Origin of the sequence: Bacillus sp. R86525 (assembly GCF_042466195.1) — a bacterium.
Taxonomy (GTDB): domain Bacteria; phylum Bacillota; class Bacilli; order Bacillales; family Bacillaceae_G; genus Bacillus_A; species Bacillus_A nitratireducens.
The window spans coordinates 1,878,759-1,898,233 of sequence record NZ_JAXHPX010000007.1; the positions used below are offsets into that span (position 1 = coordinate 1,878,759).

23 protein-coding genes and 2 pseudogenes are annotated in these 19,475 nt (G+C 34.5%); 17 read left to right on the top strand and 8 right to left on the bottom strand.

Features of this window, described 5'->3' with window-relative positions; translation table 11 throughout:
- The first annotated feature begins 161 nt into the window (after positions 1-161).
- The 6 genes from SJY24_RS12275 to SJY24_RS12300 all read left to right on the top strand — a co-directional run bounded on the left by SJY24_RS12275 (position 162) and on the right by SJY24_RS12300 (position 6,166).
- Positions 162-1,208, top strand: a complete 1,047-nt coding sequence (locus tag SJY24_RS12275) for a GH25 family lysozyme (RefSeq protein WP_377864807.1) — start codon at positions 162-164, stop codon at positions 1,206-1,208.
- Between the two features lie 140 nt (positions 1,209-1,348).
- Positions 1,349-2,383: a nuclease-related domain-containing protein gene (locus SJY24_RS12280; RefSeq protein WP_377864809.1), complete on the top strand. Its 1,035-nt coding sequence runs from the start codon at positions 1,349-1,351 to the stop codon at positions 2,381-2,383.
- Between the two features lie 95 nt (positions 2,384-2,478).
- Positions 2,479-3,048: a hypothetical protein gene (locus SJY24_RS12285; protein ID WP_377864810.1), complete on the top strand. Its 570-nt coding sequence runs from the start codon at positions 2,479-2,481 to the stop codon at positions 3,046-3,048.
- 220 nt (positions 3,049-3,268) lie between these two features.
- Positions 3,269-4,996, top strand: coding sequence for an S-layer homology domain-containing protein (locus SJY24_RS12290; protein ID WP_377864811.1), 1,728 nt, complete (start codon positions 3,269-3,271; stop codon positions 4,994-4,996).
- 158 nt (positions 4,997-5,154) lie between these two features.
- Complete coding sequence (locus SJY24_RS12295) at positions 5,155-5,301, top strand: BC1881 family protein (RefSeq protein ID WP_000836278.1); 147 nt, start codon at positions 5,155-5,157, stop codon at positions 5,299-5,301.
- A gap of 109 nt (positions 5,302-5,410) precedes the next feature.
- Positions 5,411-6,166: a sulfite exporter TauE/SafE family protein gene (locus SJY24_RS12300; RefSeq protein ID WP_377864812.1), complete on the top strand. Its 756-nt coding sequence runs from the start codon at positions 5,411-5,413 to the stop codon at positions 6,164-6,166.
- Between the two features lie 310 nt (positions 6,167-6,476).
- Here SJY24_RS12300 and SJY24_RS12305 read toward each other — a convergent pair whose 3' ends face one another.
- Complete coding sequence (locus SJY24_RS12305; protein ID WP_377864813.1) at positions 6,477-6,677, bottom strand: DUF3903 domain-containing protein; 201 nt, start codon at positions 6,675-6,677, stop codon at positions 6,477-6,479.
- 141 nt (positions 6,678-6,818) lie between these two features.
- Here SJY24_RS12305 and SJY24_RS12310 point away from each other — a divergent pair, with 141 nt between their 5' ends.
- Entirely contained in the window at positions 6,819-7,250 is a 432-nt protein-coding gene (locus tag SJY24_RS12310; protein ID WP_377864814.1) for an NUDIX hydrolase, read from the top strand.
- On the opposite strand, the gene SJY24_RS12315 is transcribed toward SJY24_RS12310, so the two are convergent.
- Together SJY24_RS12315 and SJY24_RS12320 are read right to left on the bottom strand one after the other, a co-directional pair.
- Positions 7,247-7,924, bottom strand: a complete 678-nt coding sequence (locus SJY24_RS12315) for an LrgB family protein (RefSeq protein WP_377864815.1) — start codon at positions 7,922-7,924, stop codon at positions 7,247-7,249. The two genes, SJY24_RS12310 and SJY24_RS12315, sit on opposite strands and share 4 nt — an antisense overlap.
- Positions 7,921-8,286, bottom strand: coding sequence for a CidA/LrgA family holin-like protein (locus SJY24_RS12320; protein WP_000872360.1), 366 nt, complete (start codon positions 8,284-8,286; stop codon positions 7,921-7,923). Before SJY24_RS12320 ends, SJY24_RS12315 begins: the two co-directional genes overlap by 4 nt.
- A gap of 152 nt (positions 8,287-8,438) precedes the next feature.
- Between SJY24_RS12320 and alsR the strand changes: the two genes are divergently transcribed.
- The 4 genes from alsR to SJY24_RS12340 all read left to right on the top strand — a co-directional run bounded on the left by alsR (position 8,439) and on the right by SJY24_RS12340 (position 12,130).
- Entirely contained in the window at positions 8,439-9,347 is a 909-nt protein-coding gene (gene alsR, locus SJY24_RS12325) for an acetoin biosynthesis transcriptional regulator AlsR (RefSeq protein WP_377864817.1), read from the top strand.
- A gap of 262 nt (positions 9,348-9,609) precedes the next feature.
- The gene (locus SJY24_RS12330; protein ID WP_377864818.1) at positions 9,610-10,185 is read left to right on the top strand and encodes an FtsX-like permease family protein; all 576 of its coding nucleotides are present in this window, start codon (positions 9,610-9,612) and stop codon (positions 10,183-10,185) included.
- 93 nt (positions 10,186-10,278) lie between these two features.
- Positions 10,279-11,190 carry an ABC transporter ATP-binding protein gene (locus tag SJY24_RS12335; protein ID WP_377864819.1) on the top strand — a complete coding sequence of 304 codons (912 nt, stop codon included), beginning with the start codon at positions 10,279-10,281 and terminating at the stop codon, positions 11,188-11,190.
- A complete protein-coding gene (locus tag SJY24_RS12340; protein WP_377864820.1) occupies positions 11,183-12,130 on the top strand; it encodes an ABC transporter permease in 948 nt (315 codons plus the stop codon). Before SJY24_RS12335 ends, SJY24_RS12340 begins: the two co-directional genes overlap by 8 nt.
- Positions 12,131-12,152: 22 nt before the next feature.
- Here the strand turns inward: SJY24_RS12340 and SJY24_RS12345 are convergent, their stop codons facing one another.
- Both SJY24_RS12345 and SJY24_RS12350 read right to left on the bottom strand, forming a co-directional pair.
- A complete protein-coding gene (locus tag SJY24_RS12345; protein WP_377864821.1) occupies positions 12,153-13,313 on the bottom strand; it encodes a M20 peptidase aminoacylase family protein in 1,161 nt (386 codons plus the stop codon).
- 87 nt (positions 13,314-13,400) lie between these two features.
- Complete coding sequence (locus SJY24_RS12350; RefSeq protein ID WP_377864822.1) at positions 13,401-14,309, bottom strand: EamA family transporter; 909 nt, start codon at positions 14,307-14,309, stop codon at positions 13,401-13,403.
- Positions 14,310-14,631: 322 nt separating this feature from the next.
- Between SJY24_RS12350 and SJY24_RS12355 the strand changes: the two genes are divergently transcribed.
- The 3 genes from SJY24_RS12355 to SJY24_RS12365 all read left to right on the top strand — a co-directional run bounded on the left by SJY24_RS12355 (position 14,632) and on the right by SJY24_RS12365 (position 16,102).
- A complete protein-coding gene (locus SJY24_RS12355; protein ID WP_377867242.1) occupies positions 14,632-14,781 on the top strand; it encodes a peptidase T in 150 nt (49 codons plus the stop codon).
- A gap of 16 nt (positions 14,782-14,797) precedes the next feature.
- On the top strand, positions 14,798-15,505 hold the full coding sequence (gene ccdA / locus SJY24_RS12360; protein ID WP_071747706.1) for a cytochrome c-type biogenesis protein CcdA: 708 nt from the start codon (positions 14,798-14,800) through the stop codon (positions 15,503-15,505).
- A gap of 90 nt (positions 15,506-15,595) precedes the next feature.
- On the top strand, positions 15,596-16,102 hold the full coding sequence (locus tag SJY24_RS12365; RefSeq protein WP_001028439.1) for a CcdC family protein: 507 nt from the start codon (positions 15,596-15,598) through the stop codon (positions 16,100-16,102).
- A gap of 60 nt (positions 16,103-16,162) precedes the next feature.
- Here the strand turns inward: SJY24_RS12365 and SJY24_RS12370 are convergent.
- Positions 16,163-16,831 (bottom strand): annotated as a pseudogene (locus SJY24_RS12370) (hypothetical protein); the annotation flags it as partial.
- Here SJY24_RS12370 and SJY24_RS12375 point away from each other — a divergent pair.
- Positions 16,824-17,177, top strand: a pseudogene (locus SJY24_RS12375) (hypothetical protein); the annotation flags it as partial. The pseudogenes SJY24_RS12370 and SJY24_RS12375 sit on opposite strands and share 8 nt — an antisense overlap.
- A 50-nt stretch (positions 17,178-17,227) precedes the next feature.
- Here SJY24_RS12375 and SJY24_RS12380 read toward each other — a convergent pair.
- Both SJY24_RS12380 and SJY24_RS12385 read right to left on the bottom strand, forming a co-directional pair.
- Complete coding sequence (locus SJY24_RS12380; protein ID WP_000889392.1) at positions 17,228-17,668, bottom strand: DUF2621 domain-containing protein; 441 nt, start codon at positions 17,666-17,668, stop codon at positions 17,228-17,230.
- A gap of 103 nt (positions 17,669-17,771) precedes the next feature.
- Complete coding sequence (locus SJY24_RS12385) at positions 17,772-18,068, bottom strand: hypothetical protein (protein ID WP_000262392.1); 297 nt, start codon at positions 18,066-18,068, stop codon at positions 17,772-17,774.
- A gap of 244 nt (positions 18,069-18,312) precedes the next feature.
- Here SJY24_RS12385 and SJY24_RS12390 point away from each other — a divergent pair, with 244 nt between their 5' ends.
- A complete protein-coding gene (locus SJY24_RS12390) occupies positions 18,313-18,900 on the top strand; it encodes an AAA family ATPase (RefSeq protein WP_377864823.1) in 588 nt (195 codons plus the stop codon).
- Positions 18,897-19,469 carry a DJ-1/PfpI family protein gene (locus tag SJY24_RS12395; protein ID WP_000722209.1) on the top strand — a complete coding sequence of 191 codons (573 nt, stop codon included), beginning with the start codon at positions 18,897-18,899 and terminating at the stop codon, positions 19,467-19,469. The genes SJY24_RS12390 and SJY24_RS12395 overlap by 4 nt, the downstream gene beginning before the upstream one ends.
- The last annotated feature ends 6 nt before the right edge of the window (positions 19,470-19,475 follow it).

Here is a 19,475-nt window from a genome sequence, read left to right on the forward strand (position 1 = left end):
TGGAGTTTCTGGTGTAGGGTGGTTTCAATTTCACTTTTTTCTTAAACATCTCCACAAAATAAATACATTAGAACTTTATTACTATAGCATAAAAGTCGTGTCCACTAACTGAAGTTGTACATATTGTATACGGAATAAAAAAATTTGATAGGAGCTTTTATATGCAAAATAGATCCAGTTCAAATGTTACGTTTATCGATGTGTCTCATTGGGAAGGAAACATCGATTGGAATGCTGTGAAGTCATCTGGTATTCCAGCGGCGTATGCAAAAGCGACGGAAGGTGTGAACTATATTGACCCTACTTTCGTTCAAAATGTACAAGCTGCGAGAAATGCGAATGTATTAATTGGTGCATATCATTTTGCGCACCCAGAACAAAATGATGCCATTTCAGAAGCGAAATATTTTGTGAATATATTACAGAGTAATCAGACGGACTTAATTCCTGTTTTAGATTTAGAATCGCCAACGGATACTAGCAATAGTAGTTTAACGGGTGCGACTATATCGAATTGGGCAAGAAGTTTCGTAAATTATGTGAAACAAGCTACTGGGAAAAATGTAATGTTATATACAGGAGTTTGGTATATTAATGAATTTGGAATTAGCGGGTTAAGTGACATTCCACTATGGATTTCCAGATATTCTAGTATACCGCCTGCTGATGCTGGTGGATGGACAGAGTGGACAGCATGGCAGTACACAGATTCTGGGCAAATTTCAGGTGTAGGAAATTGTGATGTATCAGCAGCTGTTTCATTAGAAGCTTTACAAGGAAATGGAGCAAGTGGTGGAGGTAATGTTCCCACGCCTAATAATGCGACTCCAGTATACGGAGTTGCTGTAATTAATGGAGATAATGTGAATTTACGAAGTGGACCATCTTTACAATCTAGTGTAATTCGCCATTTGAATCGTGGCGAATCATATGAAGTTTGGGGAGAACAAGATGGATGGCTCTGTTTAGGGACAAATCAGTGGGTATATAATGATTCAAGTTATATTCAGTATAAACATTATGTGGCAACTATTACTGGCGATAATGTGAATCTGCGAGACGCTCCATCATTAAACGGGAATGTTATAAGACAGTTACATCATGGTGAATCATATCGAGTATGGAGTAAGCAAGATGGATGGCTTTGCTTAGGGACAAATCAATGGGTATACTATGATTCAAGTTATATTCAGTATGGTGTACAATAAAGTGAACTTAAAAGGTATCTCGACTGAGGTGCCTTTTATTAAAAATATATAATTTTTACAAAGTGTATATTGAAAGCATAGTATAATATAATGGATATATTTATAAAAAATAATCGAAAATGAAATAAAGGAGTAGAAGTATGGATTATGTGCTAATAGGTGGAATTTTAATATTATTAGCTGCAGTGTTTGTACTGTTTTATAAAAATAAACAGTTAGAATCAGAGAGTCAGCAAGTAGAATTTGAAAAGAAAAAAGCGATTGAAACGTATGAAAGTGAAATTGCAGCTACGATTACAGAGCATAAAGAACAACAAAGTACTTTAAAGAATATGGAACAGAAAAAATATAATGATTTACAAGTTAGTACAGCTAGAGAACTTGAAAATATGCGTATGATGAAAAATCAACTAGCTGTTCAACATAGTAAAGAACGTAGTGAAATGCAAGATAAGCATAGTAATGAACTACATATGTTTCAAAATTTAATTGCGGATTTACGAGAGTATACCAAAAATGGTGCTGAAGTGAATACACATGAAACATTACATTATATGAAACGAGGTTTTGTTGAGCAAGGAATCATACTAGAAGATGAATTTCATATTATGCCGAACGTTTTTATGATACGCAATAAATCTAGACATAAACGTGATATAAACGAAAATCGAATCCATCACCTCATTTTATGTAAAACCGGTATTTATCTACTTGAGACGAAAAAATGGACAGGGAAATTAATCCATGGCTTAACGAGAGAAAATGCAGGTATATATTCATTTATGATTGAGGAAATTGGCAAGTATCAACATGAAATTGAAAAAGAAGAGACATTTGAATTTATTACGGATGGAACGTCATTAACTTTGCAAGTAAGAAATGAAGGAAATCCAGCGTATAAAGCAAAAATATTATCTCAAACTTTATATAATTGTTTGGAAGAAATGCAAATAGATATTGTAAAGGAAAAAATAAAACCGATTGTATATTTTGAAAATGAGAGTGGAAAAGAAGTTATTGATCTTTCTAATGAAGAATTGCCGAGATTTAAAGATAGAGAGCAAATTGTAACGTTTTTCAGAAATGAAGTTTTGACAAGTAAAGTAATATATACCGCACAAGAACTAGGAAAGATTAGAGATATGATTGGTCAGATGAATTATGTTTCGAAGTGAAACTGTAATTAGCAGAGCTATTATAGGTAGCACGACTTCCACCTAACATAGCAAGGCTTGAAGTTGTAAATAGCGGGATAAAGTAGGTGCTTTAGGTGGAGAAAGGTAAAAGCTCTATATTGTGGGGAATATTGTACATTTATTTTTGTTTGTATATATTAATGTATCTTGTGTTTATCTTTGTTATTGATATGGTTCATGTGTCATTGAGTGTAATGAGTATTTTTGTAGTAGCAATGCCTTTTATTCTACTAGTTATTATTCAAAAGGCTGTCTTACATGTATCAGCAAGACGTGATAAAGATAAGAAACAGCTGTTCACTGTAATGATGGTTGCTCTCATTCCATTGATAGTATGCACTTTACAATTAAGTTTAAATAAATACACTTCAAATTTTAATCAGGATCGGTGGTTAAATGATGAAGAAAAACGGGTATATATGATAGATGACTTATTAAAGCGGCATAAATTGATAGGGAAATCAAACGAGGAAATCATAAAATTGTTAGGGGCCCCTACGAAAACAAGCAGTTTGGAAACGGGAATTACTACACTATACTATCTTGGGAATGAACGTAGTTTCATTCCTATAGATAGTGAATGTCTTGTTTTGCAATTTGATAAAGATGGTAGAGTTATAGAGTATAAGGTACAACGAGATTGAAATAGTGAGAGGAGAAGCTATATCTTTTATAGCTTCTTTTCTATATTCCAATATAGAAAAAACAGGCAAATAGTAGTCATTCCTATCTATACGGATGAGATAGAGTTTGTTATATTGTAAAGGGTTATTTAGTTTAGAAGTTTGCTAGATAGCCTTAAATATTTTAGAGTAGGGAGGGAAGTTAACACGAATTAAGATATAAACGTGTTAAATAATTAGTATGAAAAAAGGATTTTATAATGTTTTAGCTGCATCAATTGTATTTAGTTTGGTAACGATTCCAAGTTCTTCCTATGCTGACACAGTAGAAAAGACTGTAACAATTTCAACTGACGAGCAAGCTTTAAAAAGTATTGAAACCCATATGAAAGATGAAGATGGGCGTGGAGAGGACAAAGGAATAACAAATGAAACGCAAGGAGATTTTCTTGTACATATAATAAGTTCAGCATCTTTATTTGATTCTGCTGATTTACAAAAAGCGACAGGTGTTCAGCTTTCTAATCAAGTCGTGAAAGCCGAAAAACGAAAAGGAAACGCTTACTATGTACAAACAGAATCTGGAGCTGGGTGGATACAAAGTAGTGAAGGAAATGTAGAGGTTAAGGAAGTTTATCGCTTGGCAAACGAAAAGTTAGTAATTAATGAAGAGACAGCTACATATTCCGCACCATTTAATTCATATAAAGATGAGAAAGTGTTACAACCGCAAACAATTATTGCAATTGGACAAGTTGGAGAGTGGTTCCAAGTCCAAATAGATAATGAGGTGAAATGGATTTATTCACCTTCAGCAAAATTTGAGGGTACAAAAGCATCTCTTATTCAAAGCACAACTCCAACTCGTACGAAACGTGCAGCAGTTATGTATGCAGCGCCATCAGCAGAGAAAACAACGGATATTTACGGTGTACCATTAAAGGAAATGATTGTACCAACAGGTAATGAAAATATTCGTCCAGGTTATGCGATGAAACCAAAATACATTACAATTCATGAGACAGATAATTATAGTGTTGGAGCAAATGCTAGAAACCATGCACAATATTTATACAGCCAAGCAACAGGAACGACTGATCGTTCAGCATCTTGGCATTTTACAGTAGATGATAAAGAAATTTATCAACATCTACCATTAAATGAAAATGGTTGGCATGCTGGAGATGGATCGGAAGGAACTGGTAATAGAGAATCAATTGCAATTGAAATTGCTGTCAACCAAGATGGTGATTATAATAAAGCTGTGGAAAATGCTCGCAAACTAGCAGCATATTTAATGGGGGAATTAAATATTCCTTTAGAAAATGTGAAAAAACATCAATTTTGGAGCGGAAAGAATTGTCCGGCCATTATGATAAAGAATAATGCGTGGGAGCCATTTTTACAAGGAACGAAAGCTTATTATGATGCGAATCATAAAGATGATATAACTGGTGGTTGGTATGAAGCGGATATTCGTGAATTAGATAAAAGAGGTATTATGGTTGGAGACGGAAAGGGTTCTTACTGGCCAGAACGCCTTGTAACACGTGGTGAATTTGCGAATTTAGTTTCAAGATCATTGCAATTACCAGAGGGGAAATCGAATTTCAAAGATTTAAGCACAGCTCATCCATCGCTAGTAGATGGTATTAATCGTGCAGCTAGTGCTGGGATTATAAGTGGACGAGGAAATGATATATTTGCTCCGAATGATACGATTAAACGTGATGAAGCTGTCATTATGATTGATCGTGCATTGCAATACAAAAATATAAAAGGTAATTTAGTTCCATTACCATTTACGGATCAAAATTTAGCGTATGATAAACAGGCAGTTCAGCGTGTTTATGGGCTAGGTATCGTAAAAGGGAATGAGAATAATGAGTTTATGCCAAAAGGTTCTGCAACACGTGGGGAATCCGCAGCATTTATTAATAGAATGTTAAAAGTAATAGAGAGTAAATAATGGAAAGGCATTCGCTTTGGCGAGTGCTTTTTTATTTTTCAATATGTTATAGAAAGGGGATGTGAATTTTGACTGGAATAAGGAATGAAAGTGGAGGTGATGCATATATTTAGAGGCATTGGGTAGTTTTTTGTATAAAATGAAAAGGAGGTAGGACGGTGAAATCAATACCGACTGAAGTCCTGAGTAAGGAATTGATGGAAAGAGAAGGGGTTATATCTATTACAGTGATGGAATTTGAAAAGATAGAAGTGGCCGGAGTAGTTGTTTCTGGTCCCGCTGTTATTTTGATTAATCAAGAGTAAGTACATATTATTAATATAGAAAAAGTAGAAAGAGCATCCATTTAGGATGCTTTTTGTTTGTATAGAAGTGCGTATGTGATAGATAATTGGAATATTGGAGGGGGAATATGTGGCAATTATTATAACAATGTTATTAATGGGAGTTTTATTAGGGTTTGTCGGAGCAGGAGGAGCAGGATTTATCATCGCGATACTCACGTTAGTATTCCATATCCCTATTCACGTTGCTCTTGCAACATCTTTAACTGCTATGGCATTTACGACATTATCTGGGGTAGTAAGTCATTATAGAGAAGGGAATGTTGTGCTTGTAATAGGCGGAATTGTTGGGGGATTTGGAGCGATTGGTTCCTTTATTGGTTCGAAGTTTGGTTCGCTAATACCAGCGAATCTTCTACACTGGTTTACAGCGGGAATGTTATTTTTATCTGCAATTTTTATGTTTATTCGATTAATTATATTTCAAAAAAAGGAACGGTCGTTTTTAAAAGGGCATAACGAACTTTCGAAAGATAACTTGATTAAATGTATATGTCTCGGATTAGTTACTGGAATGTTAGCTGGTTCATTTGGGATTGGTTCAGCACCCTTTATCCAACTTGGATTAATAGTTCTATTAGGATTAACAATTCAGCAATCTATAGGGACGACAATGCTTGTTATATTACCAATCGCAATTGGAGGTGGGCTTGGATATAGTTCGGAAGGGTATTTAGATTATGTATTATTAGTACAAGTTTTAATTGGAACAATGTTAGGGGCATATATAGGAGCTAAGTTTACAAATTATGCACCTCGGATGCTTTTAAGGTTTTCAATGATTATGACACCGATACTAGCTGGATGTATGTTGTTAGTAGAGTAAAGAAAACTATTAATATATTTTACGAATGAATTATGTAGGTAATTCATATTTCCCATATAAAAGGATTTGCTTTAATATAATGAGTGTAAAGTTCGAGTATTCGAAGTATTACTTGAATTATATCCCTATCCCTTTTCTAAAAAATGCGAACAAGTTTTGCCCTATTCTATTCAATAGTTTATTGTATAGAAATATATTGTTCGATGACCATTATGGAACGCACATAATGGGTAAATCCCGATCCTTAAAGAGGATGCCCCTAATCTTCATGTGAAAATATGATCGGATAAGAAAGCTGGCCAATTTATGGTCAGCTTTCTTTTTGTTCAATGAGTAATTCTTCTTTAATTTCTGTTTGCAATAATAAAGTTTTTCCGAAGCGCCGTGTGCATTCAGTTCGTACTTTTTGGATTGCTAGTAGCTGAGAAGTGGCGGGAACTGTGACGATAGCCTGCCGAGGTTTTCGATTTTCTTCACAAAAAATACATTCCACAACATATTTAGAAATCATAATTTCATCCTTCCGGTTTGAATTTCTAAGAAGGGATCGCTCATGAAGTTGTTGTAATCTTTCGTCATCGTTTTACTTTATTCCTCTTTTTTCAAGGATATATATAAAGAAAGATCGAAATTTAGTATGGGGGGAGATAGGATGAAAAGATGGATTGGTGCGGCAGCTATATGTATGAATGAAAAGAATGAATTTTTAATGGTACTACAAGGAAAAGTAGATGAAGAAAAACGATGGACTGTGCCAAGCGGGGGACAAGAAGAGGGAGAAACACTTGAGGACTGCTGTGCTCGTGAAGTGTGGGAAGAAACGGGTTATCAAGTGAAAATTATAGAAAAACTATGTGAAAAGAAAGGGATAACATATGGGGTGCCAGTTCATGTGCATTACTATATTGTAAAGTTAATAGGCGGTAACATGAAAATACAGGACCCTGATGAGCTAATACATGAAATAGCTTGGAAAGGAATTGATGAAGTAAAAGAATTATCCTTATCTTTTCCGGAGGACCAGGAGATTTTAAATAAATATATAAATAAAAAAAGCAAGTGTTTAAACACTTGCTTTTTTTAGTGTAACCAAGATAAAAAAAGCGGAACGATAACTAAACTAGCTCCAGCTGTTAAAAGCATTGATAAACTTGCAATTGTACCTTCTACAGGACCGATTTCAAATGCTTTTGATGTTCCGGTGCCATTCGCGCTAGTACCTAGCATTATACCTTTTGCGAGCGCTGTTTTAATACGACATATGCGTATGAGCGTAGGACCGAGTAACGCTCCAGTTAAGGCAGTTAATACGACGAAAACTGCTGTTAATTGTGACATGCCGCCAATCATTTCTGAAATAGCCATTGCAATAGGTGTTGTTACAATGTGCGGTGCTAAACTTTGTTCTATTGTAGAGTCAATTTGAAAAAAATTAGCTAGTAGTGCTGAAGTAATAACTGAAAGAAAAGAACCGACAATGACATTAATTAAAATAGCAGTGCCATGTTTTTTTAATAGATCAAAATACTTATAGATTGGCCACGCGAAAGCAACCGTTGCAGGCTTTAATAATTCTGTTAGCCAATGACTACCAGATTCGTAGGTTTCGTATGATGTATCTAGTCCGAGCAATAAAGCAATTAAAATGATTGGGCATACAAGCAGGGGAGAAAGTAAGCTCCAATTCCAGCGTTGATACATTTTTTTAGATACCCAATATGTGAATAGTGTTAATAGCAAACAAAGAAAGCCGATCATTGTGTTGATCCTTTCCGCTTTAATAGCAATTCGGTTAATAGTCCTGTTACGAGAGTGACACAAAGTGTACTAATCACGATAATTAAAATGAGATCGATTCCATACTGTGATAATGTATCTTTGTAACGAATGACAGCGACTGCAGAAGGGATGAAAAATAAAATAAGTTCTTTTAATAAAAAGTCTGCACCGTCTTGTATCCATTCTTTTTTCACTATGTTAAATTTTAATGAGATTAATAATAGAAAAATACCGATTATACTTCCTGGAACCGGGAGGTGTGCCTGTTTTGCAATCCATTCACCTGTCCAAGCAAAACAAAATAATAATAATATTTGTCCGCTTAACTTCCACCATTTCATACAGTAACCACCTCTTTCTTTTTTTACATAAAAATTGTAAAAAAGAATTAACAGTTTCTACTATACGTTCATTCGAAATATTTGTCTAATATATAAATTATATGTTATTAATATATTAGATGTATTAATCGAAAGTGAAAAGGGTGTCCAAAATGGAATTACGGCATTTGCAATATTTTGTTGTAGTGGCAGAGGAGTTACACTTTGGACGAGCAGCTGCTCGTTTACAAATGACACAACCACCGCTTAGTCAACAAATTCAGCAATTAGAAAAAGAAATGGGAGTTATGTTATTTTCAAGAACAAAGAGAAAGGTTGAATTAACAGAAGCAGGAGAAATGTTTTTAAAAGAAGTAAAAAAAGCGTTTGAACAAATTGAAAAAGCAGTAGAAGTCGCACAAAGTGCGCAAAGGGGAGAAGTTGGATCACTTTCAATTGGTTTTGTAGGTGCGGCGATATATGATATTTTACCGTCAATCGTCAGAGAGTATAGAAATAAATTTCCGAGAGTGTCTGTAGCATTACATGAATTGTCAACACCGGATCAGGTGCATGCACTTCATGATAATCGAATTGATATTGGATTTTTACGTCCGCCAATTCCAACGCAATTACTTGAGTTAGAACCAATTCAAAAACTTTCGTGTACGTTATGCTTACCAAAGGCACATCCGCTTGCTGAAAAGGACGAAATACATATCGAAGATTTAAGGGATGAACCGTTCGTATTTATTACGAGACCAGTATGGCCAGCGTTATATGATACAATTTTATCACTTTGCCGCGATGTAGGTTTTAGCCCGCACATTGTACAAGAAGCAACGGAGTATCAAACTGTCATGGGTCTTGTAGCAGCAGGTATTGGAATTACGGTAATACCTGTATCAGCAAATAAATTGTATAAAACAGAAGTTGTATATAAGGAACTATGCGATTCTAATTTTGTAGCAGAAATGTCGGTGGCTTACAAAAAAATGAATACTAATCCAGAGCTGTTAGAGTTTTTGAAAATTGCAAGAGAGAAAAAAAGGATTGAAGTGGAAGATGCGAAGGTTGAATAATTGATGGAGTTATAAGGCATTCATGATAATTAAGTTATATAAAGATTCACCTCATTAAACAAAAGGTGGAAATGCAATGAAAGTGCATTTCCACCTTTTGTTTCTTTTTTATGTTCAACTGTAAAGAGGTAAACATGTCCGTTCTCTAGGACTAAAGGCTTAGTAAAGATTCCGATTGAAGTGCGATGTTTAAAATGTCATATTTTTATACACTATTATTATAGAAGGAGTATGTTATGAAGTGAGGTAGGGGAAGAAATCTATGTCTTTATTTCGGTTGGCGAGAAAAAATATACAAAAATTTGCTACCAGAAGGTTAAAACAATTTATATGGATTGCTATGAATACAATGATTTGTTTTTTTATGATATCATTCCGGTTCAATGAAGCTGTAATAAGTAAAGCGGAATATACACCTATATTTGTAAAATGGTTTTATGCAATATTTCTATTTGTAGTTTTTGTGTGTATGTTCATTACTTATAAAATGACAGCCTCTCTTTTACAGAGTAGAAGAGAGGAGTTTAGATCGTATGAAGTAGTGAATATGAAGAGAAAAGAAATATTATGTTTATTATGCCAGGAGCAATTATTAACTTACGGAGGAGCGTTCGTTTTCGGATTAATTCATGGTATGTTATTTTTGAAATTATTTATTATTGTTTTTATGAAAGTAGTAGGAATCCAAGGAGCAATAAATGCACCAATTACGGTGTATGCGATAACGGTAACAGCAGTTGTTATGATAACCGTCATTATAATATCGATGTGGCAATGTTGTAGATTTATACAAAGGTTAAAGTATGAGAAGTCACATGAAACAAGGAGAAAGGCATGAGAAATCATGGCTTTTTCTTCATTTTACACATGTTATTAATCATGATACAGTGGGAAGAACTGAAAAAAGAGTTAAGAAGAAAGGTTGTATGGAATGATAAATGAGCAAGCGATCGTAAAAGTTGATCGATTAACAAAGCGAATTGGTTCAAAGACGTTAGTAGAAAATATTAGTTTTGAAGTGAAAAAAGGTGAAGTAGTTGGCTTATTAGGACCAAATGGTGCTGGAAAAACGACTTTAATGAGAATGATGGTCGGCATGATTCGTATGACAGAGGGCGAAGTTTGGATTGACGGTCAATCTGTAAAACAGCAATTTGAGAGTACTGCTGCGAAAATTGGAGCAGTAATTGAGGCACCGGAATTTTATCCTTTCTTAAGCGGCTATGAAAATTTAACATATTTCGGACGAATGAATGGCAATGTGACAGAAGAACGTATCGATGAAGTAGTTCAATTGCTAGGGATGGGACAAGTAATTGATCGCAAAGTAAAAGCATATTCACTCGGCATGAGACAACGTTTAGGAATTGCTCAAGCGCTTATTCACGATCCAGATGTATTGATATTAGATGAACCAACGAATGGATTAGACCCTAGTGGAATACATGAAATGAGAATGTACATAAAGAAAATTGCACATGAACAAGGAAAAGCGGTACTTGTATCTAGTCACTTACTTTCAGAAGTTGAATTAATGTGTGACAGAGTTATCATTATTCAGCACGGAGAATATGTCGCGACGCAAAATATTCAGCATAATCAAAGCGAAGAGATGGAGACAATCCGTATACGTGTAGATGATGCGAAGAGAGCGGCAGAAATGTTAGATCAAGATGTTTTAATAAAAGGTAATGATCTACTTATTAATGTAAAAGATGAAGAAATCCCGAATGTTATTCGTACATTGCTTGAGAAAAATATTCAAGTGTATCGTGTATATGAAGAAAGAAAAACGTTAGAAGAGCAATTTCTAGAATTAACAGGGGGAAAAGATATTGTTTAATTTAGTTTATAACGAGTTGTATAAAATATTTAAGCGAAAGCGAACGATTATTCCATTTGCAGTTATTGCAGTATTAATTATTGGATTAGGATGGGTTACGGTAAAGTATTTAGAGCCAGAAACAAAAGGGTGGAAAGCCGATTATACAGAACGAACTGTAGAAATTGAGAAAAAACTAGGCATGAAAAAAGAAGTTATTTTAGCAGAACGGTCTGGGGACGAGCTGGTAAAGGAATATCAGCTTAAGATGAAGCATTTAGATACAGATACAGCACCGGCAAGCAGCTCTCCGCTTTCTTTCATGAGAGATACAGGTTTTATCGTATTTCCAATTTTGCTTCCGTTTATTCTCGTGTATGCAAGTACAATTTTTGCGAATGAATATAACTGGGGAACATATAAATTTTTAACGATCCGTCCGGCAAATCGATTTAAAATATTAACAGCTAAATTTTTAGCGATCGTTATATTTGCAGCGTTATTGTTTATATTTAATATGATTTTCTCCGCTTTATGTGGACTTGTTATTTATAAATTCCAACAGCCTGCATGGAGTGAATTTATTTTCCAAGATGGAAATATTATAAAACAAAATATTTTTATGGAAGCAAGTAAGTATTACGTTTTATCGTGGCTACCAACTCTTGTGTATGCTGCATTTGCCTTTATGATTTCCGTTTTAACTAGATCGAGCGGGGGTGCAATCGGGATTTCTCTATTTCTCGCATTATCAGGGGGGATAGCGCTAATTCCGGCAGCAAGATATGAATGGGCGAAATATTTATTACCAGCGAATACAGATTTATATGGGCTTTCAAAGGGTGGGAGCTTTATTGATGGGGTAACATTCCCATTCGCTTCTTGTATGCTTCTTCTGTATTTAATTGTATTTCTAGGGATTTCCTATACAGTATTTATAAAACGAGATTTAACCGCATAAGCAAAAGCCGTTAAGGATTAACTTAACGGCTTTTTGTATGTGCTAATTGATGAATAGCCTTTTCGACTAATAAGGCGAAATACTCCGCGCTAATAGGTAATGCTTGTTCATCTACTGTAAAAGCTGGATGATGCCATTCATGTGTACCACTTGTTCCCATAAAGACGAATGAACCTGGTGTTTCTTGTTGGTAAAAAGAAAAATCTTCTCCGGCCATTGATGGTGTAGGAGAGATAACGTTTAGATTCATTTGCTCTGCAATTTGAATAGAAAGATTAGTGAGTGTTTTATCGTTATGAACAGCAGGAGGACCTGGGTAAAATCGGAATGTTGTTTTTACACCTAGTGCATCAGAAACCCCTTTAATAATACGCTCCATTAATGCGGGAATCTTTTCACGTGTTTCAGCTTGGAATGTACGTACAGTTCCTTCTAACGTAGCTTTTTCAGGAATAACGTTCCACGTATTTCCTGAATGGATATTTGTAACACTAACAACTGCATTATGAGATGAACTTATATTTCGACTTACAATTGTCTGCAGTGCCATAACAATTTGAGAGGATGCGACAATAGGGTCTACGCCAGCATCTGGTACAGCTGCATGTGTACCAACTCCGTGAATTTCAATTTCAAATCGATCAACTCCGGCCATTAGTGGCCCATCTTTAATACCAATTGTACCTACTGGTAAATCAGGTTTATTATGCATACCAAAGATAGCTTGTACATCCTGTAAATGTCCAGCTTCAATAACTTTGCAAGCGCCATTACCACTTTCTTCAGCTGGCTGGAATATAAAGCGGACAGTTCCGTTTAGAGAAGACTTTTTTTCCTTTAATAAATAGGCTGCACCAATAATAGCAGCTGTATGAAAATCATGCCCGCAAGCATGCATTTTACCGTGAATTTTCGAAGTGTATGGTAAATTTGTTTCTTCTTGAATAGGAAGGGCATCAATATCAGCACGAACTGCTACAACGGGCCCGTTTTTATTACCAGAAATTTCAGCGATAATTCCTGTTTCTAAATTGGAATCAATAATAGTAATGTTTGCTTCTTCTAACCAATCTTTTATCGCTTTTGTTGTTTCGAACTCTTCATACGATAGTTCTGGATACTCATGTAAATGTCGACGAATAGAAATAAGTTTTTCTGTTAATTGATTTGGAATAGATGCCACGTATTATGCCCTCTTTCTTAAACGAAGTATTTACTATAAGTATACAACAATAAAAGAGAGGATTCTCAAGTGAAAATCCTCTCTCGTTTATGCAGCTACTTTTTTATGTGTATGATGTTTTTGATAGCGTCCACGCATTGCATAGGCAATTTGCGGGATTGCGATACCGATTAAAATAAGTGATACACCGAACCATTGTGAAGATAGTACAGCTTCTTTTAAAACGAATACAGACATAATAGTTGTAACTGGTAGCTCTGCTGCACCAAGAATAGTTGCTAATCCAGAACCGATTTTTGGAATGCCAATTGTAAAGGCAATAGATGGAATAACGATACTAAATATTCCTAATCCTAAGCCATATTTCCAAAGCCCTTGAGAAATGGCACCGTTCATAATAAATGTTGGCGGGAATACGATCATTACTAAAGTTAAAGCACCAGCCATTAAAAGAACACCGCGCGGTAATGAAGGCACTTCAACAGCAACTTTTCCGCTCACGAAAATGTATGTTGCGAATGTAACGGCAGATAATAAACCTAAAATGATTCCAGTCGTATCGAAATCACCTGCTGATTTTTCTAGTAAACCACTTGATAAAAATGTACCTATAAGTAAGAAAATAACCGAAATAACTTTTTCTCTTGAAGGTAATGTTTTCGTTGCGACTGCTTCAATGATAATCCCAACCCAAACGAACTGGAATAAAAGTATAATTGCAATAGATGCTGGTACAGTTTTTAATGAAGCATAATAAAAAATTCCAGTAAAGCTTGCCGATGTTCCTGCAACGAATAAAATTAACGCTTGTTTTAATGGGACGCGATGTCTAGAAAATAGAAGTGTAATAGTAAGCAAAATAATCCAACCGAACAAATATTGGCTGCCAATTACCTCTCCAAGTGAAAATCCTTCTGCATATGCAAGTTTAACAAAAATAGCTAAAATCCCATAACTACACGCTCCTAATAGAACTAAAAGAGAATAACGAAGCATGAAAAATTCCTCCCATCTATATGAAATTGTTCCGTAACGGACATATATAACTAGAGGGAAGTATACAAAATTAAAAATAAAGGGTCAACTGAAAGAAAAGTGCGACATTTTATAGAATAATAATAAAAGTATGATATTTATGCATAATCTTGAAATTAATAATAATAAAAGTATTGTAAAATCAGTGTTGCATTGTATAAAGAGAGCATTTGAAAAAAATATTTTTTAGGTCAATATGTGTGAAGGTAATTGTAATGTGCTAAGTATTTGAGAAACTGTGAAACCTTTGTTATGTTAGTAACAAATTAGAAAGAGCTTCATAATTCAATTGAGATTGTTCTATATAATAGAAGGGAATGAAAACGTTTTATTAGAAATTGTTTGTAAGGGTAGTTTTTCTTATTATCACGTTGTTAAAGTGAGTTCACGAATTGTTCATAGTATTTTTATGTGTTTTTGCTACAATATGTAAGGAGAGGAGTGGAATCATGCAAGATATTAGTATTTTTTTAGCGTTTGGCGCTGGTTTTTTATCATTTATTTCCCCATGTTGCTTACCGCTTTACCCGGCATTTTTATCATACATAACAGGTATGTCGGTTTCTGAATTGAAAGAAGAAAATGCAATGCTTCGCAAAAGAAGTATGATACATACAGCGTTTTTCTTACTTGGTTTTTCAATTATTTTTATTGCGATTGGATTTGGTACAAGTTTTATCGGAGGCATCTTTACGGATTATAAAGATTTAATTAGACAGTTAGGTGGTATATTTATCATCGTGTTCGGTCTTATAATTGTCGGTGTGTTTAAGCCGAAGTTTTTAATGCAAGATCGTAAATTTACTTTTAAGAATCGTCCGAGTGGTTATTTTGGTTCAGTTCTAATTGGATTAGCATTTGCTGCAGGGTGGACACCATGTACTGGACCTATTTTAGTGTCTGTAATTGGATTAGCTGCAACAAATCCAGAATCGGCAATGATTTATATGATTGCTTACATACTTGGATTTGCTATCCCGTTTTTCGTACTTTCATTCTTTATTACGAAAATGTCTTGGATTAAAAGAAATAGTATGGCTTTCATGAAAATCGGAGGATACATTATGATTGTCATGGGGATATTCTTATATTTTAATTGGATGACGAAAATTATCGTATATTTCTCAAGTTTATTTGGTGGATTTACCGGTTTTTAGTATTATTCTGTGAAAATGTTGGAAATACTAACGGAAAAGCATATAATGAAAGTATATTTTGCATATAGCCACAAAAAAGGATGAGAAAATATGAACATAGTTCTTTTATCAAGTATCGTTGCTGTTTGTATGGCTGTCGGTGCGATGTTTATTCGTTTAAAAGCAGCTAAGAAACCCGCAACATTGAAAAAAATTATACTTCCACCATTTTTTATGAGTACGGGAGCATTGATGTATGTTTTTCCTGAATTTCGATTAACTCCAGCGGAAATGTTAGAAGCTATTGGCGTTGGTTTGTTTTTCTCTATTTTTCTTATTAAAACATCTAAATTTGAAATTAGAGGGCAAGAGATTTATTTGAAGCGTTCAAAAGCATTTGTTTTTATATTAATTGGATTACTTGTAGTGCGAATTGTATTTAAAACATACTTAAGCCAATCTCTTGATTTAGGACAACTTAGTGGCATGTTCTTCTTACTTGCGTTTGCGATGATTGTGTCATGGAGAATTGCGATGTACCGTTCCTTTACGAAATTACAGAAGGAAATGGAAAAAGAAGACGGTTTTTATAATGAAAAAGATATGAAGCTAACTTAAAACTGTATATGTATTAAATAAAAAGACAGCGCCAAAAACGCTGTCTTTTTATTTATATTGTTAACATCCTCTGTTCCAACCGCGACGTATAAAACGTTCCCCATTAAAGAAACAATTTAAATTTGGTGATACAAACGGACCGATAAACGGAATAATATTTGGTTCTGTAGTCTCATCGACAGGAATCAGTGGTTTAGTAGGATCAGGTCTAAGTGTATAGCGAATGCGGGCGGTATTTCGAATGAGACTGTTTCGGGGCTCTGCTGTTACTTGAACGATAAAACGGACAACAACGGATTCACCAGGATTAACAGTTCCAATAAGGATACCGATAGTTAGATTACTACCAGGACGAGATACACCGTTTACTGTTACAGAATTCGGATAGAAAGTGACTTCGGGAGGTAAAACATCAGTAATGAGTACATTATTTGCCGGTATAGTGCCATTGTTAGTAAAGGTAAGTGTATATGTTGTGAAATCACCTAGCTGAACGTTATTTATATCTGCAGTCTTAATAAATGTGTTTGGCTCATTCGGGTTTACTTCTATCGTAATTGGTGTTGTTGTTGTTGTTGTTGTTGTGACGGGTGGTCTAGTAGGATCAGGTTGAGAAGTATACGTAACTGTTGCGATATTTGTAATCATTCTATTAGCTGGAAGTGTAATAACCTGTACTTGGAATGAAATAGTTACTGATTCTGATGGATTCAAGGTTCCAACTGGAATTCATAATGGTGATACGGATGCGACTGCAGATATATTTGTTTTAAATGGTAGAGCACTTTCAGGACCTAACAATGCAAATCCTAACTTTTTTGCTTCACAAGTCAATAATTATTTAGGAAATTTAGATACAGTCGGAGGTTTTGGGGATAGAAATATGCTGATTGGAACAGTTGCAACGAATCGGCGTGCTGAATTTGATGTGACGAATGTTCCTACTAATGGTGTGTTAACAGCGGGATCAACTTCTACGACAGTTACCATTCCAAATACGTTTGATTATCTTTATGCAGGTGCTGTAGGTTTGCAAATAGAGTTAGGAGAAGCTCGCCTATCTGCTACAAAATAGGTAACGGTGAGTTAAAATAAAAAAGATTGCTATAGGCTAGCAATCTTTTTTTACGAAGGGTATTTTGTTAGTAAAGATTGATAATGAGAATAATCAATCTCTTTTTCTTGTAGTTTTTTAACTAAAAATTTATGATCACGCTTTGGTGTGGCGATGATATATCCTTTAATAATTAAATCTTGTGTAATTTTAGAGGCATTTTCTTGTAATGCTAGTTCTCCGATTTTGCCAGCAATTTTTGATTTGGCAACATCGCGAAACAGTTCTGGAACGGGACTTACGAGCTCTTCTAACAATTGTTTTTGTTCGTCATTCCATAAATGTCTCGTTTTATTTATGTAATGCTCTTCCCAATCTAAAATGGACATACCGTCTTCTTTCGGTAATCGTTTTAAAAATTTTCTGAACATAAAGTATCCACCGATAGACATAAGTCCTAATAAAATAACAGTCCATAATACAATAAACCAACTGAACCATCCTTCGAGCAAGTATATCCCCCCTTAATGATTGCGGTTTTCTTTTATTCATATTATAAACAGTGAGATTCGTAGAAAGCAAGAACGCTTGGTCAATTTGACCAAGCGTTATAGTTTAAACGAAGTATAGTTGTTCAACACATAAATTATTATTATCGTCTTCAACGTACTCAATAATAAGTGTGCCAACTTTACGATCTTTATCTTCAGTTGTGAAAATAGAGTAAGAAGTAAAACGCGCTGTTGATAGGCCGCTTATATGTGTAGGTAAAGAAATGTAGTCGTTATCGCGGAAGAATTCCATTAGTTCAATATCTTCAAATTCTTTTCGGTCAACTTGTTTGTTTGTATAGCGGCGTTGAAGTTGTTTTAAAGATGCATTCCAAGAAATTGCTTTTGTGTCGTATACCATTGTTCTATCTCCTTACTGTATGTAATTATTAAGAACATACGTTCTGATCTAGTATACTCTTTTTATAAGAAAAGGGAAAGCAAAAAATAATGTAAGCTTGGATTTCCAAGCTTACATTATTTTGCGTCCGTCATAATCTCTATTTTTTATTATAAGTTACATAAGAATAAGAAACAAGATGCTATATATTATGTTGATAGTTTTCAAAATTCTGTATATTATCAATGTATTATAAGAAAAGGGAATGAGAGGGATGGTATACGTAATTTCACTTCAAGGACCGATGGCAAGTGGAAAAACAACATTGGCCAAAAGCTTAGAGCGATGTGGGCTTTCAGTTATATATGAAAATCCTTATCCAATTGTAGAAAAGCGAAAAAAATTAAATTTGGATATGTGTACAAAAGAGGGGTTTATTACAAATCAAAAAATGTTTATTGAAGCAAAAATAAAAGAGTTTCAAAATGTGAAAAGTTCAGTCGTGATTTTTGATCGTGGGCCAGAAGATATTGAATTTTATACACTCTTTTATCCGAAAGTGATAGGGAAAGAGTGGGATATAGAAACAAAATTAAAAGATGAATTATATAAATTAAGAGAATGCCGTTCGGATGCAATTTTTTATTTAGATGTTTCGAAAGAAAATTTATATGATAGAAAAAATAATGACAGGGAAAGAAATCGAAGTACATTTGAGGAACAATTTAAATTAGTAGAAACTGAAAAAGAATGGTATAAACAATTTCCTGTAACTTATGTGGACACGAATACATTAACAGTGGATGAGTTAGAAGCATATTTTATGGGCTGGCTAAAGGAGAAAGGGCTATGAAAAAAATATTATTATTCGTATACCCAACATTTGCGGAGTTTGAAATTACAGTAGCAACAGCATTGCTGAAAAATAAATATGAGATTATTACAGCGGGTTTAACAAAAGAAATGGTTATAAGTGAAACAGGCTTGCAAGTACAGCCGCACATAGTACTAAATGAAGTGCGTGTAGAAGAGTATGAGGGGATTCTTATTCCAGGTGGAGATGAAATACATATGGAAGAGGCAGAACTGCTTTTTTCAGTTATTCGTCAATTTTCTGAGCAAGAAAAATTAGTGGCAGCGATTTGCGCTGGACCGTATGCGTTAGCAAGAGCAGGTTTATTAAAAGAAATCTCTTATACAGTCACCATAGATTATCAAAAATTAGATTGTTTTTCAGTAGAAAATTTTGTGTATACAGAAGTTGTACAGCACGCAAATATTATTACAGCACAAGGACATGCATTTGTACCATTTGGACTAGCGATTGCCTCTTATTTTGGAGTGGCGAATGAACATGATACAAATTTTTATCGTGGTAAGGGCAATATAATGATGGAGAATCTTTTACCGGAAAACGTGTAAAAGCTA